At 58.3% G+C, this 14,434-nt stretch carries 13 protein-coding genes and 1 riboswitch; of the genes, 5 read left to right on the forward strand and 8 right to left on the reverse strand.

Going from position 1 to position 14,434, the window contains the following annotated elements:
- Position 1: 1 nt before the first annotated feature.
- From ABJM11_RS19130 to ABJM11_RS19140, 3 genes are read right to left on the reverse strand one after another with little or no spacing between them, the layout of a single operon-like run.
- Positions 2-724, reverse strand: coding sequence for an ABC transporter ATP-binding protein (locus ABJM11_RS19130; RefSeq protein WP_348292595.1), 723 nt, complete (start codon positions 722-724; stop codon positions 2-4).
- On the reverse strand, positions 721-1,695 hold the full coding sequence (locus tag ABJM11_RS19135; RefSeq protein WP_348292597.1) for a YVTN family beta-propeller repeat protein: 975 nt from the start codon (positions 1,693-1,695) through the stop codon (positions 721-723). Before ABJM11_RS19135 ends, ABJM11_RS19130 begins: the two co-directional genes overlap by 4 nt.
- Before the next feature lie 32 nt (positions 1,696-1,727).
- A complete protein-coding gene (locus ABJM11_RS19140) occupies positions 1,728-2,897 on the reverse strand; it encodes an ABC transporter substrate-binding protein (RefSeq protein ID WP_348292598.1) in 1,170 nt (389 codons plus the stop codon).
- A gap of 177 nt (positions 2,898-3,074) precedes the next feature.
- On the opposite strand from ABJM11_RS19140, the gene ABJM11_RS19145 reads away from it, so the two are divergent.
- Both ABJM11_RS19145 and ABJM11_RS19150 read left to right on the forward strand, forming a co-directional pair.
- Positions 3,075-4,286, forward strand: a complete 1,212-nt coding sequence (locus ABJM11_RS19145; protein ID WP_348292599.1) for a HAMP domain-containing protein — start codon at positions 3,075-3,077, stop codon at positions 4,284-4,286.
- Between the two features lie 25 nt (positions 4,287-4,311).
- On the forward strand, positions 4,312-4,968 hold the full coding sequence (locus tag ABJM11_RS19150; protein WP_348292600.1) for a response regulator transcription factor: 657 nt from the start codon (positions 4,312-4,314) through the stop codon (positions 4,966-4,968).
- A 2-nt stretch (positions 4,969-4,970) separates the two neighbouring features.
- Here ABJM11_RS19150 and ABJM11_RS19155 read toward each other — a convergent pair whose 3' ends face one another.
- Both ABJM11_RS19155 and ABJM11_RS19160 read right to left on the reverse strand, forming a co-directional pair.
- Positions 4,971-5,624, reverse strand: a complete 654-nt coding sequence (locus ABJM11_RS19155; protein ID WP_407070020.1) for a pentapeptide repeat-containing protein — start codon at positions 5,622-5,624, stop codon at positions 4,971-4,973.
- Positions 5,625-5,704: 80 nt separating this feature from the next.
- Entirely contained in the window at positions 5,705-7,564 is a 1,860-nt protein-coding gene (locus ABJM11_RS19160; RefSeq protein WP_407070016.1) for a methanol/ethanol family PQQ-dependent dehydrogenase, read from the reverse strand.
- Between the two features lie 363 nt (positions 7,565-7,927).
- On the opposite strand from ABJM11_RS19160, the gene pedF reads away from it, so the two are divergent.
- From pedF to ABJM11_RS19175, 3 genes are all read left to right on the forward strand, one after another.
- On the forward strand, positions 7,928-8,356 hold the full coding sequence (pedF, locus tag ABJM11_RS19165; protein ID WP_248181419.1) for a cytochrome c-550 PedF: 429 nt from the start codon (positions 7,928-7,930) through the stop codon (positions 8,354-8,356).
- 47 nt (positions 8,357-8,403) lie between these two features.
- Positions 8,404-9,336, forward strand: coding sequence for a transporter substrate-binding domain-containing protein (locus ABJM11_RS19170; RefSeq protein WP_348292603.1), 933 nt, complete (start codon positions 8,404-8,406; stop codon positions 9,334-9,336).
- Between the two features lie 190 nt (positions 9,337-9,526).
- Positions 9,527-11,302, forward strand: a complete 1,776-nt coding sequence (locus ABJM11_RS19175; protein WP_348292604.1) for a PQQ-dependent methanol/ethanol family dehydrogenase — start codon at positions 9,527-9,529, stop codon at positions 11,300-11,302.
- An 83-nt stretch (positions 11,303-11,385) separates the two neighbouring features.
- On the opposite strand, the gene ABJM11_RS19180 is transcribed toward ABJM11_RS19175, so the two are convergent.
- From ABJM11_RS19180 to ABJM11_RS19190, 3 genes are all read right to left on the reverse strand, one after another.
- The gene (locus tag ABJM11_RS19180) at positions 11,386-12,171 is read right to left on the reverse strand and encodes an ABC transporter ATP-binding protein (protein WP_348292605.1); all 786 of its coding nucleotides are present in this window, start codon (positions 12,169-12,171) and stop codon (positions 11,386-11,388) included.
- Positions 12,171-12,986, reverse strand: coding sequence for an ABC transporter permease (locus ABJM11_RS19185; protein ID WP_348292607.1), 816 nt, complete (start codon positions 12,984-12,986; stop codon positions 12,171-12,173). Before ABJM11_RS19185 ends, ABJM11_RS19180 begins: the two co-directional genes overlap by 1 nt.
- 66 nt (positions 12,987-13,052) lie before the next feature.
- Positions 13,053-13,166: riboswitch (guanidine-I (ykkC/yxkD leader) on the reverse strand.
- 184 nt (positions 13,167-13,350) lie between these two features.
- Complete coding sequence (locus ABJM11_RS19190; protein ID WP_348292609.1) at positions 13,351-14,382, reverse strand: alpha/beta fold hydrolase; 1,032 nt, start codon at positions 14,380-14,382, stop codon at positions 13,351-13,353.
- Positions 14,383-14,434: the final 52 nt, after the last annotated feature.

Genomic DNA, 14,434 nt, shown 5'->3' on the forward strand with positions numbered 1-14,434 from the left:
CTCAACCGGCTCCTGTCAGGGTGTGGAAAGTTTCCGCCAGGTCACGGGTGCCTTCGGCTTGGCAGATGTCATGCCCCGCGCCGTCGGCCAGCAGTTTTCCTTCGTGGAGGATCAGCACCCGGTCTTCGGGGCGAACCTCTTCGATGAGGTGGGTGGCCCAGAGTACGGTCAGACCATCGGAGTCACAGAGCATGCGTACGTGATCGTTCAGCCCCCGGCGGCTGGCCACATCCAGCCCCACCGTGGGTTCATCCAGCAATAGCAGGGAAGGTTCATGGAGCAGGGCGCGAGCGATTTCGATCCGTCGGCGGTGGCCGCCGTTGAGTTTTCGCACCGGCTCGTTCGCCCGTTCAAGCAGTTGGAAACGGGTCAGCTCGCGGTCGCCCCGCACCCGGGCCTCTTTGCGTGACAGGCCATGAAGCGCAGCGTGATAGAGCAGGTTCTGACGCACGGTCAGGTCCAGGTCCAGGGCATTCTGCTGGAACACCACGCCGATTTTACGCATGGCCTCGGCGGGTTGTTTCTTCAGGGATTGGCCGGCCATGAGGATGTCACCCTGTTGCAGCGCGAGCAGACGGGTCAGCAGACCGAACAGCGTGGATTTGCCGGCGCCATTGGGCCCCAGCAGGGCATGAAAACCGCCGGAGGTCAGCGCGAAGCTGACCTCCCTGAGCACCGGCTTGTCGCCGTAGCGAAAGCTGAGGTTGCGGGCTTCAATGGTCATGAAGTGGGATCGATGACCACACCCCAGGGGAAGCGGCCCACCTTGATGGACTTGATCACCTTCAGCTCTTCCACGTCGATGACCGATACATCGCTGGACACGCCGTTGGTGGTGTAGAGGTACTTCTCGTCCTTGTCCAGGTCCAGCTGCCAGACCCGGGCGCCGACCAGAAGGTAATCCAGGACTTCATAGGTCTTAGCATCCACCACCGCGACGTGGTTGGAGGGGCCGAGGGCCACGAAGGCGTACTTGCCATCCGAGGTGAGCTCGATGCCCACCGGTTGTACCCGATCCTGGGGCACGCCCTTGATCTTGAAGTCGATCTGTTTGATTTCTTCTATGGTGTCCACGTCGAAAATATGTACGGTTCCGCCGATCTCTGCCGACGCCCAGGCAATCTTGCTGTCTTTGGTGAACTCCACGTGGCGCGGGCGCTGGCCTACCACGGTGTTCTTCTCGATTTCGAAGGTTTCGGTATTGATCCAGTGCAGCATGCTGGAGGTTTCGCTGGTATTCACCGCCCATTTGCCGTTGGGGCTGACCGCCATGCCTTCCGGTTCCACGCCCACATCAATCTGGGCCAGAACGTCCTTGGTTTCCACATCCACCACGGTGACGATGGCGTCGTCCTCATTGGCGATGTAGAGATGGCGGTTGTTGGGATGCAGGGCAAACTGCTCGGGATCTTCGCCGGAGGGCAGGGTGTCGACAATTTTGCGGGTAGCCAGGTCCAGTACCTGGACGGTGTCGTCGTCGCTGGCGCAGATATAGAGTTTCGTGTGGTCCTTTGATAGCAGGATGCCCCTTGGCCGTGCCCCTACCTCGATGGTGTCCACCACTTCATTGGTCTCGGTATCGATCACCGAGAGGGTGTCATCCTTCTCGTTGGATACGTAGGCCAGGCTTGCCAGCGCAGGGCCGGACAGGCCGATGGCCGCTGCCAGGGCCGCAATCTTGAATGCATTTTTCATGGTCAGTGTTCCTTCTTGTTGTTCAGTGGGGGTCAGTTGATCTGGCAGTCACTCTCGGGCCTGTCGTAGCCCAGGGTGTCCAGTTCGGAATCGGGATGCAGGAAGCCTTCCAGCGGTGGCGTCGCAACCAGGCCCTGGGGATGAACCAGGGGAACTGGCTGGCGGAGCTGCCCGTTCCAGGGCCGGTATGTCAGCTTGCGGCCCTTGAAGGCGGCGAGTTGGAAGTCATCGGAAAACAGGTATTCGCGAATATTTGAATGGCCCGCTTCACTGAGCCCGGTCACAGTGGTGCCGATGGAGCGGACAGCGGCCCAGGCGGCATAATCCTCACTGTTCATTTCGCGACCCGCCAGTTCCCGGAAACGGTTCTGTAACTGCGCCGCGCCCCAGGCTTCGACCACCCGGTGCCAGGCTTCCGGGCCCATGCCCTGGGTGCCTACTACCGGGCGCGGCAGCCAGGTATTGAACGGCACGTACTCCCCGAAATCGCCACGCACGTCGGCAACTACCACGGCGTCATAATCACTCGCCTGGGTGAATGCGGGCAGTTCTTTGGAAGCCGTGCGGCGCAGGTCCGAATCGAAGGTCCAGGGCTTGTCGGCGATGATGTCCAGGCCAAACCGTTTGCTGGCGCGGCGGAAGGCGTCGGCCCAGGCCTTGTCCTGGTCCGTGGGCCCGGTAATCAGGAACACTTCTTTCCAGCGTCGCATACTCAGCCACTGGGCAAGGGCATCGGTCAGCATGGCGTAGGAGGGAATGGTGTGCAGAACGTTGGGCTGGCACTCGCTGATTCGCAGGTCATCGTCAGAGGCGCCGGCGTTGAACAGCAGTGCCTTATCACCGGCCCGCTTTGCCATGGCCTGCAGTGTATCCGCGGGAACGCGGGTCACCAGCAGATCAATGCCCTTCTCCAGCATGCCGTCCAGAGCGGCCATGGCGCCTTCTTCATTGCTGGCCATGACGGGTTCCAGGGCATAGCTCTGGTCGAGGAACTTGCCGGTGGCGTTGTTATCCGAAATTCCCAGTTCAGCGCCCCGCAGACCAGCATCTTCCGGTTCCGGGGTGACATTGGAAAGCACGGGGCCTTGGTCAGGTACCCAGTGAATGTAGCCGATCTTTACGTCGAGAGCTGCCGCTGAAACCGGTGCCAGTAGCCAGCCGCAGAAGACCGAAGCAATCAGTAGCCTGCCTTTAAGATCCATAGTGCGGTCCCCTCTCTGAATATTTGTTGTTCTTGGGTTCAGCTTAGAGAACGTGGAAACGCGCTGAAATATTCAGAAAGTAGGAAACTGCCGGTACTAAAGAACTATTCCCGGGAATTTTTACACCGTTAGCATGAAGTCGAGGCAATTTTCTTCAGGCAGAACGGGACTCCAATCATGAGGGCATACAGCCGGGTGGCGTTATTGATGCTGGCAGTATTTGCCCTGGTTTATGGTGTCGGGGCCTTTTTCTACCTGAAACAGGCGAGACTGGATGTTGCCCGTGAACTGGATGGGATATCGACGCTGGCGGGCATGATTGGAGCGCCGGAAGAGGTTGGCCCGGAACTGATTGCAGGCCTCCGACACTTGCGCCCGTTGTCGGATGAGAGCGTTGCCGGTGGCGGTGGCGACGTCCCTTTCTGGTTTATTCGCGCCCTGGGGGCCGGCGAGTCGAGTGGACTTCCGGTCATCGGAGGCTGGCAGGTGGACCCATACGACGAAGTAGAGGAAATCTGGGAAAACTTTGTTCTGGTGTCGCTGGCTTTCGGCATCGGTATGCTGCTGTGCTTTTCAGCGTTATTCCTGGCAATGCGCCGGCTGACAGAGCCGCTGCGGCGCATCGGCAAGGCCATGGACGACATTGGTGAGGGGGAGGGTTCTCCACGCCTGCCACGGCAGTCAATAACAGAACTGGATCAACTGGTGCAACGGTTCAACACCATGGCAGAAGCGCTGGAGACCGAACAGAAAACCGTTGCCAGATTACTGAACGAACTTCTTGAGCTTCAGGATCGTGAGCGGGCACACATCGCACGGGTGCTTCATGATGATCTTGGCCAGTATATTACCGGCATTCGCGCCCAGGCTCGCGGCTGGCTCTATGACCCGGAACTGAATGAGCGCCAGAAGGATCAGGCGAAGGAATTGGCCGAACACTGCGAGACCGTGCAACAGCATTTTCGTCACCTGTTGCAGGATCTGCATCCTCTGGTCATGGAACAGCTCGGACTGGGGTCCGCCATTCATCATCTGGTGGACCAATGGCAGCAACTCAGTGGCCTTACCTGTGAACTCATGGTGGATGAACGCCTGCCCGAACTTACCGGTGAGAAACAGACCCATCTGTACCGGTTTGTGCAGGAAGCACTGAATAATGTCTCAAGACATGCGGCCGCAACCAAAGCCATATTGGGTGTGACTGCGAAGCCCCGTGTGCTGCAGGTCGAGATTCGCGACAACGGAATTGGAGCTAACAACCTCTCGGCCAGAGCTGGTCTCGGGCTCCGGTCCATGTGCGAAAGGGCACGCAGCCTGGGCGGTAAAGCCGAGTTCTTCAGCCGTTCAGGTCAGGGCACCAGGGTGTGTCTCACCATTCCCCTGAGCTGACAATCCGAAGCCCGGAGAAGCGCCGATGAAGCTGATCATTGTTGACGACCACCGCGTGGTAAGGCAGGGAATCTCCAGCCTGCTGCGAAGCATGATGCCTGGCCTGGAGATAGTCGAGGTTGAAACCGGCCAGGCTGCCATCGCCGCCTGGGCGGAACACCGCCCGGACCTGATGCTGCTGGATATGGGGCTGCCGGATATCTCCGGGCTGGAAGTGGCGCGGCGGATTCGTCAGCGCTGGCGTGGTGCCGGCATTCTGTTTTTTACCATGCATGATGAGCTGCCGATGGTGAAGCAGGCGCTGGAGGTTGGTGGCATGGGGTTTGTGTCCAAGAACTGCGCGCCGGAGGAGCTTGCCGAAGCGGTAAAGCGGGTGGCCGCTGGTGAACCCTACATTGAACATCCGATTGCCACTCGCCTGGCAATGAACCAGGAACGTCCCGTGGATCACCGGCTAAGGGATATGACCCAGCGAGAAATGGAGGTGCTGCTGATGTATGCCCGGGGCGAGGATATTCAGGGCATTGCCAATCGCCTTTGCGTCAGCAGCAAAACCGTTTCCAATCACCTGGCGATGCTGAAGGGCAAACTGCAGGTGAGCTCGTCCATTGAGCTTATCCACCTGGCGGTTGATGCCGGGCTTGTCCGCTACGGCCAGTTACCGGAGCGCCCTCGGGCCTGAGCTCACCAGTCAAAGGGGCAGGCTGTGCAGCCTTCCATAAAGGTGTTTACAAAGGTTGCATAGTGAATGCGGGTGCCTCGCATATCGGCATCCGCCAGGCTGGCATTACCTAATTTGGCCTCCTGGAGGTTGGCACCGACAAGGCTTGCTCCCTCGAGATTGGCCTTGGGCATCCAGGCGATCTCGAAAGTAGAATAGTCCAGAACAGCCCCTTTCATGACGGCACCGGAAAAGCGCGAGAAGTCGAAGTTGCCGCCACTGAGATCCGCCCCCGAAAAATCCGAACCCTGAGCGAACAGGTATTCTGCCTGTGCTCCACGCAGGTCTGCCCCGGTGACATTGGCGCCGCGCATGGAAGCACGGTAGAGGTTCACTCTCAGGCCGGTTACCCTCTCGAGGTTGGCTCCATCGAGTCGTGCGCCTCGCAGGTTGCTGTGATTGAGTGTGGCCCCTTCAAGATTGGCGTCTTTGAAGTTAGCGGAGTGTAAATCCATGTTTGACAGGTCTGCACCGCGCAGGTCAGCGCCCGGACAGGTCGTTTCGGGCTGCAGCCTGCAGCCGTTGATAACTGGCACATCTTCGATATCTGCAAGATAGTCGGCGGCTGCCAGTGGCAGGCTTGCAGCCATCAGGCTGATAAGCACGTGTGGTTTCATCATCGAGTCCCTCCAAATACCCATTTGCGGGATGTTGAAAAAAGCCCGGCGCAAGGCGCCGGGTCAATGCCGGGTAGGCTTTAGCGGGAGGCTTGTGACCAGGAGGGCAGTTTGAAGGCCCAGAAGGACCCACCCTGGGAAATTGGCTTGGTCAGCTCCGCCATGTCGCCGCCCCAGAGCGGGACTGCGCCACCGTAGCCGGAGACCACGCCAATGTACTGTTCACCATCCATTTCCCAGGTGATCGGTGATGAAATAATCCCCGACCCTGTCTGGAAGGACCAGAGTTCCTCGCCGGTCTTTGCGTCAAACGCCTTGAAATAACCATCTCCGGTGCCGGTGAAGACCAGGCCGCCCTTGGTGGTCAGCACGCCTGCCCAGAGTGGCAGCTTTTCCTTGTGTTCCCATTCCACTTCTCCGGTAAGCGGGTCCATGGCCCTGAGGATGCCAACGTGATCGTCGTACATGCGTTTGATCCGGAATCCCTGTCCGAGATAGGCCGCACCTTTTTTATAGGTAACCTCTTCCGTCCAGTAGTCCTCTTTCCAGTGGTTGCCCGGAATGTAGAACAGACCAGTGTCCTGGCTATAGGCCATGGGGTTCCAGTTTTTGCCGCCCAGGAAGGGGGGTGAAACCTCAATGGCTTCGCCCTGGGTCTCGCCCGGTTCAAGGGGCGGTGGGCGCTGGCCTTCTGCTTCTACCGGGCGTCCGTCTTCGCCAATGCGTTCCGCCCAGGTGATGTTGTCTACGAACGGAAAGGCGTTGATATATTCCCCGTTTTCCCGGTTCACCAGGTAGAAGAAGCCGTTGCGGTCGGCATGGGCCGTGGCCTTCACGGTTTCTCCGTCATCCTCGTATTCGAAAAGCACCAACTCGTTATTGCCGGAGAAATCCCAGGCGTCGTTGGGTGTGTGTTGATAGAACCACTTCACCTCCCCTGTGGAAGGGTCAACGCCCACCTGGCCGGAGGTATAAAGGTTGTCGTAATCCTGGGGGTCGCCGCCCGGCGAGGTGCGTTTCCAGGTGTTCCAGGGAGCGGGATTGCCTGCCCCGATAATGATGGTGTTGGTTTCAATGTCAAAGCTGGCACTCTGCCAGGGCGCGCCGCCACCGTGACTCCAGGCTTCCACCTTGCCGGTTTCGGTGTCGGGATCGTCAGGCCAGCTTGGGGCGTCGGGATTGCCGGTCGGAGTACTTTTCTCGCCGTTGAGGCGGCCATAGTGTCCTTCCACGAAGGGGCGCATCCAGACTTCCTCGCCGGTGTCCGGGTCCCGGGCAAAGAGCTTGCCTACAACACCGAACTCATCGCCCGAAGACCCGTGAATCAGCAGTACCTTGCCAGTCTTCTGGTCCTTGATCAGCGTCGGTGCGCCGGTCATGGTGTAGCCTGCCTGGTGGTCCGCGAACTTTTCCCGCCAGGCGACTTCACCGGTGTCCTTGTTCAGGGCAACGATGCCGGCATCCAGGGTGCCGAAGAAAACCTTGTCACCGAAAATGGCAGCGCCGCGGTTTACCACATCGCAACAGGGCCGTATACCTTCGGGAAGTCGGTGGCTGTAATCCCACACCTTCTTGCCTGTTCGGGCATCCAGGGCAAAAAGGCGGGAATAGGAGCCGGTGACGTAAATCATGCCGTCGTGAACCAGTGCCTGGGACTCCTGGCCCCTTTGTTTCTCGTCGCCGAATGAGAAGGAGTAGGCGGGCACCAGGCGTTCAACGTTATCGGTATTAACCGTTGTCATCGGGCTGTACCGCTGTGCCTTGGGCCCTATGCCGTAGCCGAGAACATCTCCGGTGGTTTCGGCGTCGTTCTTGATGTCCTCCCAGGTGACGTCTTTTGCGTTGGCCTGCAAGGAAAAGCTTCCGGCAGTGCCCACTATCACTGCCAGGCTAACCGCTCTGGCAATGGCCGACTTGTGGTGTCTTGGTTTCATGTTCATTTTTCCCCTTGGTTTTTGTTGTCATTCACGCGTCTGAGTCGCGTTGACGGTCAGAGTATTAGCCCGCAGCGAACACGAAGGCGACGGAAAAAATCATGAAAATATCGGGAAAAAGTCGATAAAAACCGGGAAAAGTTCCCGTCAGGCTTGCGTGTGGTTGAAACGTGGCCAATTTCTCACGATCGCTTCGTAGCCTCGTGCTTTGGCGCCGCTTCTGCTCGCCTACTACCAAGGAACTAGAACGAAGGCGCCAAAGTGGCATTCTGATCGGAATGGCGTGTTCCTAGACTTGAATCAGGTAGCTGGCAATGCACTTACAACTAATGGCCAGCGCACGGAGATTCAAAACAGAGGTATAACAACATGTCAGTTTCTTTTTCATTAAAGGCCCTGGTTGCCGCCGGCCTGCTGGCGACGGCTGGTTTTGCCATGTCGCATGGGGATGTTACCCCCCAGGAAGTGGACACCGGTGACTTACCCAATCTTGGCAAGGAAGCGCTGACAGAAAATCCATTCAGAGAGGGAAATGAGCACGGCGACAAGCATGCCGAGGCCGTCAAGGTGGGCAAGAGCGGTTACGCAGGAAACTGCGCGGTTTGTCACGGTATTGAAGCCATGTCCGGTGGACTGACTCCTGACCTGAGGGAATTGACGGAATGGGATGACGAGTATTTTATCGGTCGTGTCATGAACGGCACCGGGCGAGGCATGCCGTCGTTCAAGGACAACCTGGATCAGACCGCCATCTGGGCCATAAAGACCTACATTGAGTCGGTCCCCCAGCCTGAATAAAGGGTAAAGCGCATTCTTCAAGGCTGGAATTTCCGGGAGGTGAGTTTATGAAGTCAGCTTTGCACGCACTGATGCTGGTACTGCTGCTGGTGGGCGCCAGTCAGGTGCAGGCTCAACAGTCCCGCAGTCTGATTCCGGACCGAACCCTGGATATCGTGCAGGACTCAGGCTATCTGAATGTTGGCATGTACAAAGACTTTCCACCCTATTCCTATGAGGTCGATGGTGAGGCCAGAGGAGTAGATGCAGACCTGGGTCGCCGGATCGCAGAAGGGCTGGGTGTGGAGTTTCGGCCCTACTGGATTATCCCGGATGAAAACCTGGGTGACGATCTGCGTAACCATATCTGGAAGGGGCATTACCTGGCGAAAACCCGCATAGCGGACATCATGATGCGGGTGCCCTACGACAGTACCTTCAAGTACATGCGGGATTCCACCGGCGAGATGATCAACGAGCAGGTGGTGTTTTTCGGGCCCTACCAGCAGGAGCGCTGGCAGATTGCCTTTGATACCAACCGCCTGGACGGCGTTGAGACCGTTGCGGTGTTTCAGTACCACCCGATCGGGGTGGAGATCGACACTCTCCCGGCTACCTATTTGACCTCTGCATTTGGCGGACGGCTGAGGAACCAGGTTCATCATTATGCCAACGTCGGTGAAGCGTTCCATGCCATGGATCAGGGTGAGGTTGCCGGCGTGATGGGTATGCGCGCGGAAATTGAACACCAATTGGCGGCCCATGAAGACAAGGGCTTTGCCAAGGCAGGGAATGGCTTCCCAGGCATGACCAAACAGGTCTGGGACCTGGGCCTGGCAGTGCGCCATACCCACCGCGCTCTTGGCTATGCCATCGGGGCGATTGTGGACGGCATGGTCAGATCCGGAGAATTGGTCGAGCTCTATGCCGACCACGGACTGTCCTATAGTCGACCCGGGTACTACGACGAAATTCTTGGCCCCGATGAAAATGGGGAATAAACCGTTACTGCCCTTCGAGCCCGCCACGTGCGGGCTTTTTTACGCAGGTCTTACTACCAAGTGATGAGAAAACCTGTCCTGGCGGTTAATTGTTGGGATTGCGGGTGAGGCCAAGAATGGGGTTTAGAGGCGGGAAGACTTCCCGGTTCACTGGACATACTGACAACAAGAGACTTTGGAGAGCGCAACCATGAGATCTAATCCGTTCGGTAAACAGTTTACCGCCAGTGCCCTGGCGCTGGCTGTATCCCTGGGGGCCCATGCGGTCACCGATGAAGATATCCTGAATGACCATAACACCGTTGACGACATCGTAAGTTACGGTATGGGCGTGCAGGGCCAGCGTTTCAGCCCGATGGACGCCCTGAACACAGACAACGTGAAGTTCCTTCAGCCGGCATGGGCGTTCTCTTTTGGTGGCGAGAAACAGCGGGGGCAGGAATCCCAGCCACTGATCAAAGACGGCGTTATGTATGTAACTGCCTCCTATTCCCGTGCCTATGCAATTGATGCGCGTACCGGCGAAGAAATCTGGCAGTACGATGCCCGACTTCCGGATGGCATCATGCCCTGTTGCGACGTGGTCAACCGGGGCGGTGCCCTGTACGACGACCTGTTTATTTTCGGCACCCTCGACGCCAAGCTGGTTGCCCTGAACAAGGAGACCGGCAAGGTAGTGTGGATAAAGAAAGTGGCGGATTACCAGGCCGGTTATTCCATGACGGCTGCTCCGCTCATCATCAAGGGCAAGCTGATTACCGGTGTGTCCGGAGGCGAATTCGGTATTGTCGGTAAAGTCGAAGCCCGGGATCCGAAGACGGGCGACTTGCTCTGGATGCGCCCTACGGTGGAGGGCCACATGGGCTATGTTTACAAAGATGGCAAGGAGATTGAAAACGGTATCTCCGGTGGCGAAGCCGGCAAGACATGGCCTGGCGACATGTGGAAAACCGGTGGCGCCGCAACCTGGCTGGGTGGCACCTATGACCCGGATACCGACTCGCTGTTCTTCGGCACCGGTAACCCGGCCCCGTGGAACTCTCACCTGCGTCCGGGTGACAACCTGTTTTCATCCTCACGCGTCGCCATTGATCCGGATGATGGCAGCATCAAGTGGCACTTCCAGACCACGCCCAACGATGGCTGGGATTACGACGGTGTCAACGAGCTGATCTCTTTTGATTACCAAGAAAACGGCAAGACCGTCAAGGCAGCGGCCACTGCCGACCGTAACGGCTTCTTCTATGTGCTGAACCGTGAAAACGGCGACTTCATTCGTGGCTTCCCCTTCGTGGACAAGATCACCTGGGCTACAGGCCTGAATGAGGACGGTAGCCCGATCTACAACACCGAGAATGGTCGCCCGGGTAACCCCGCCGATGTCGACGGTGAAAAGGGTGAAACGGTCGTTGCCTTCCCGGCGTTCCTGGGTGGCAAGAACTGGATGCCCATGGCCTACAGCCAGGACACCGGCCTTTTCTACGTGCCTTCCAATGAATGGTCCATGGACATCTGGAACGAGCCGGTTTCCTACAAGAAGGGTGCGGCCTACCTGGGGGCGGGCTTTACCATCAAGCCTGCAAACGATGACTTTATCGGGGTACTGCGGGCAATTGATCCGAAAACCGGTGAAGAAGTCTGGCGCTACAACAACACGGCTCCGCTGTGGGGTGGTGTACTGGCCACAGCCGGTAACCTGGTCTTTACCGGTACGCCTGAGGGCTACCTGAAAGCGTTCGATGCCAGGACCGGTGAAGAGCTCTACAAGTTCAATACCGGCACCGGTATTGTCGGTACGCCCGTGACCTGGGAAATGGACGGTGAGCAGTACGTGTCCATCTCCACTGGCTGGGGCGGTGCGGTACCGCTCTGGGGTGGCGAAGTGGCCAAGGTGGTCAAGGACTTCAATCAGGGTGGCACCGTATGGACCTTCAAGCTGCCGAGCGACCGTGTCGCCGGTAACTGAGCAACTGTAATTACCCTTTTATCGGGGGTTTCCGGGGCTGCCTTCGCGCAGCCCCTTTTTTATGGACGTTTCTGTCGGTCTGCTCAGGCAGCCTGATGGCGGGCAGTCTCGGCAACCGCCTCGTTGATGTCGTCGAACAGTTGGCTGTCGGCCTGGCCAATGGGCAAGTCGTAAGTGATTGTCGCGCCAAAGGCTTCAGGGTCATGGGGATCACGACGAACCTTGTCAAATACCAGCAGGCGGGTACCCAGATAGAAGCCTTCCTTCAGGTCATGGGTAACCATGAAGATCGTGGTGCCCGTCTCCCGCCACAGTTTCAGCAGCAGATCGTGCATGTCCTTACGGATACCCGGGTCCAGCGCTCCAAAGGGCTCATCAAGCAACAGCACGCGCGGTCGCATGATCAGCGACTGGGCAATGGCCAGTCGCTGTTGCATGCCACCTGAAAGTTCATGGGGCCATTTGTTGGCAGAGGCCTCCAGGCCAACCGAAGCCAGCATGGCATCCACCTTTTCCAGGGCGGTACGCCGAGCACTGCCAAACAGTTTTCCGAGCCAGGGCTTCTGCTCCAGCTCCAGGCTCATCAGCACATTCTGGCGTACCGTCAGGTGTGGGAAGACCGAGTAGCGCTGGAACACGATGCCGCGGTTCCGGTCAGGTTCCCCGGGAAAGGCCTCGCCCTCAAGCAGTAACTGACCGCGGCTCGGGGATTCCTGCCCCAGGAGCATTTTCAGAAAGGTGGACTTGCCGCAGCCTGAAGCGCCAACGAGAGTACAGAATTCACCCTGTTTCACGCTCAGGTTCAGGTTTTCCAGCACCACCAGATCACCATATTCTTTCCAGAGATTATCAACCGTTATAAAGCTCATCAGTGGCCTCCTGCATTGTACCAAGGAAATAACCTGCGGTTGGCAAGGCGCAGGCACTGGTCGATAACAATGGCCAGAATGGTGATCCAGATGACATAGGGCAGGATCACGTCCATGGCGAGGTAGCGCCGCACCAGGAAGATGCGATAGCCCAGCCCTTCAGTGGAGGCGATCGCTTCTGCTGCGATCAGGAACAGCCATGCCGGGCCAAGACTGAGGCGCACCGAGTCGATCAGGCGTGGCAATACCTGGGGCAGTACCATACGGGTAATCACTTGCCAGGAGTTGGCGCCGAGAGTCTGGATCTTGATCAGTTGCTCGCCTGGAAGCTCCCGCACCCGCTGGGCCACATCCCGCATCATGATGGGTGCCGTGCCGATGACGATCAACATGACCTTGGAGAGCTCCCCCAGGCCGAAGACGATAAACAGAATAGGTAATACCGCCAGGGGCGGAACCATGGAAAGCGCGGACACCAGTGGTGCAAGGTTGGCCCTGATCAGGGGCAGGGCGCCATTCAGGACACCGATCACCAATGCCAGAGAGGCCGCGATAGTCACCCCGATTCCCAGGCGCTGAAGGCTGGCGGTGGTGTCCTGCCACATCAGGTAGTCCCCACTGCGGCGATCCTCCTGAAAGGCCATGCGATCCACGGCAGCAGTCATCTGCTCCAGTCCGGGAAGCAATTTGTCATTGGGGTTGTCTGCCAGGCGCTCCTGGGACGCAAGACTGTAGATCAGCATGATCACCAGGAAGGGCAGCAGGCCGAGCAAAGTGGCGGAAACCCGTCCTGGGTGGCGGTTGATCATTCGCATAGGTTGTCTCCTCTGGTCACACAACACGGCAAGTCCATCGCGGGCAACGGCATCCCTTGCGATTCAGTCTCCCGGGCTTTTGTCCCGCCGTGTAACCTCCCAGAGGTCGGTAACTCTCGGACCAGCCATCCGGGCTGATGGTGGAAATCTGCCCGGACCGGAACCCTAGTCACCCATTGTATTCATTGTGTTCGCCGCACGCTTCGCGGTGTTGTCGTGAACGGGTCGGGGTTTCTTAAACCGTTTGTCCATACCAGTGCAGATGGCGTGCCAGCTTGGTAAAACGGGCACAATCGGGGCGATCCGGGCTGATCGGGAGCGAATTAATGCACCATTGATGTGCATGTCAGGTGTGAGTGCACAGTCAAGGGCCCTTCGTGTCGAGCAGCGATTGCGCAGCGGCAAGAATCTTCTGGTGACTCCGGGTTTCCCTGCCAGCACCGCCGGCAATATGCCCCCAGTCAGAAATCAGGGGGGCAAAGGTGGCTCCCGGCATTTGCCGGGCATCCTGCAGTGCATCCTCGACCGTGAAGTAGAGGTCGGTACTGCCAGGCATCACCCGGGTCGGCATGGTGAGCGAAGCGAGTGCGGCCTTGTAGTCACCTTGAAACACCGGGTTGTCACTGATGTCGCCACGCTGCCAGGTGCCCAGCACAGACAGCAGGTTATTGGCATCCTGGCCCAGATGGTCATCCTCCCAGAAGCGCAACAGAGCCTCGATGGAATCGAATCCCAGGTCTCGCCAGAGCTCGTGGCGGAAGAACGCCTGGGAATAGGCCCAGCCTGCGTATACCCGGCCAAATGCCTTGAGCCCGCGCCGTGGCGGTCGCTGGTAACGGCCCTCCTGAAAGGTCTGGTCACAGGTGAGAGCTGCTTTAACCCCTTCCAGAAATACCCGGTTGTGGGGGGTGCAGCGTGCGGTGCAGCAGGTGGCCAGCACCCCACGAACCTTGTCCGGAAACAGGCAGCCCCACTGTAGCGCCTGCATACCGCCCATGGACCAACCCATCACCAGAGCAAGGCTTGCGCCACCGAACACATCGTCCACCAGGCGTTTCTGCAGCATCACATTGTCGTAAAGGCTGACTGCGGGAAAGTCGGGGCCAGCCTGCTGCCCCCGGGTATTCGACGGCGATGAAGATTCTCCGGCACCGAGCATGCTGGGGATGACGATGCAGTACCTGTCCGGATCCAGCGGACTGTCACTGCCAACCCAGGGATGATTGCCTGGGGCTGCACCACCATAGTACGTGGGCAGCAGGATGAGGTTGTCTTTTGGTGCGTTCAGCTCCCCGATCTGGTGGTAGTGCAAGCGGGCAGAGTGCAGGGTTTCACCGCTGGAAAGGGGCAGGTCTCCGGCCTCAAAATCCTCTTCAAGCCGTTGCTTGTCAGTCATTTATAGCCTCTCTGATCATGCGGGTTCCAGGCTCTCGAACCCCTGCTTTGAA

It is taken from the genome of Marinobacter sp., assembly GCF_039977835.1.
Classification (GTDB): Bacteria; Pseudomonadota; Gammaproteobacteria; order Pseudomonadales; family Oleiphilaceae; genus Marinobacter.

What these genes read in the sequence shown, in the direction of transcription:
- ABJM11_RS19130 (WP_348292595.1), bottom strand. Translation starts at nt 724, where the DNA reads ATGACCATTGAAGCCCGCAACCTCAGCTTTCGCTACGGCGACAAGCCG.
- ABJM11_RS19135 (WP_348292597.1), bottom strand. Translation starts at nt 1,695, where the DNA reads ATGAAAAATGCATTCAAGATTGCGGCCCTGGCAGCGGCCATCGGCCTG.
- ABJM11_RS19140 (WP_348292598.1), bottom strand. Translation starts at nt 2,897, where the DNA reads ATGGATCTTAAAGGCAGGCTACTGATTGCTTCGGTCTTCTGCGGCTGG.
- ABJM11_RS19145 (WP_348292599.1), top strand. Translation starts at nt 3,075, where the DNA reads ATGAGGGCATACAGCCGGGTGGCGTTATTGATGCTGGCAGTATTTGCC.
- ABJM11_RS19150 (WP_348292600.1), top strand. Translation starts at nt 4,312, where the DNA reads ATGAAGCTGATCATTGTTGACGACCACCGCGTGGTAAGGCAGGGAATC.
- ABJM11_RS19155 (WP_407070020.1), bottom strand. Translation starts at nt 5,624, where the DNA reads ATGAAACCACACGTGCTTATCAGCCTGATGGCTGCAAGCCTGCCACTG.
- ABJM11_RS19160 (WP_407070016.1), bottom strand. Translation starts at nt 7,564, where the DNA reads ATGAACATGAAACCAAGACACCACAAGTCGGCCATTGCCAGAGCGGTT.
- pedF (WP_248181419.1), top strand. Translation starts at nt 7,928, where the DNA reads ATGTCAGTTTCTTTTTCATTAAAGGCCCTGGTTGCCGCCGGCCTGCTG.
- ABJM11_RS19170 (WP_348292603.1), top strand. Translation starts at nt 8,404, where the DNA reads ATGAAGTCAGCTTTGCACGCACTGATGCTGGTACTGCTGCTGGTGGGC.
- ABJM11_RS19175 (WP_348292604.1), top strand. Translation starts at nt 9,527, where the DNA reads ATGAGATCTAATCCGTTCGGTAAACAGTTTACCGCCAGTGCCCTGGCG.
- ABJM11_RS19180 (WP_348292605.1), bottom strand. Translation starts at nt 12,171, where the DNA reads ATGAGCTTTATAACGGTTGATAATCTCTGGAAAGAATATGGTGATCTG.
- ABJM11_RS19185 (WP_348292607.1), bottom strand. Translation starts at nt 12,986, where the DNA reads ATGCGAATGATCAACCGCCACCCAGGACGGGTTTCCGCCACTTTGCTC.
- ABJM11_RS19190 (WP_348292609.1), bottom strand. Translation starts at nt 14,382, where the DNA reads ATGACTGACAAGCAACGGCTTGAAGAGGATTTTGAGGCCGGAGACCTG.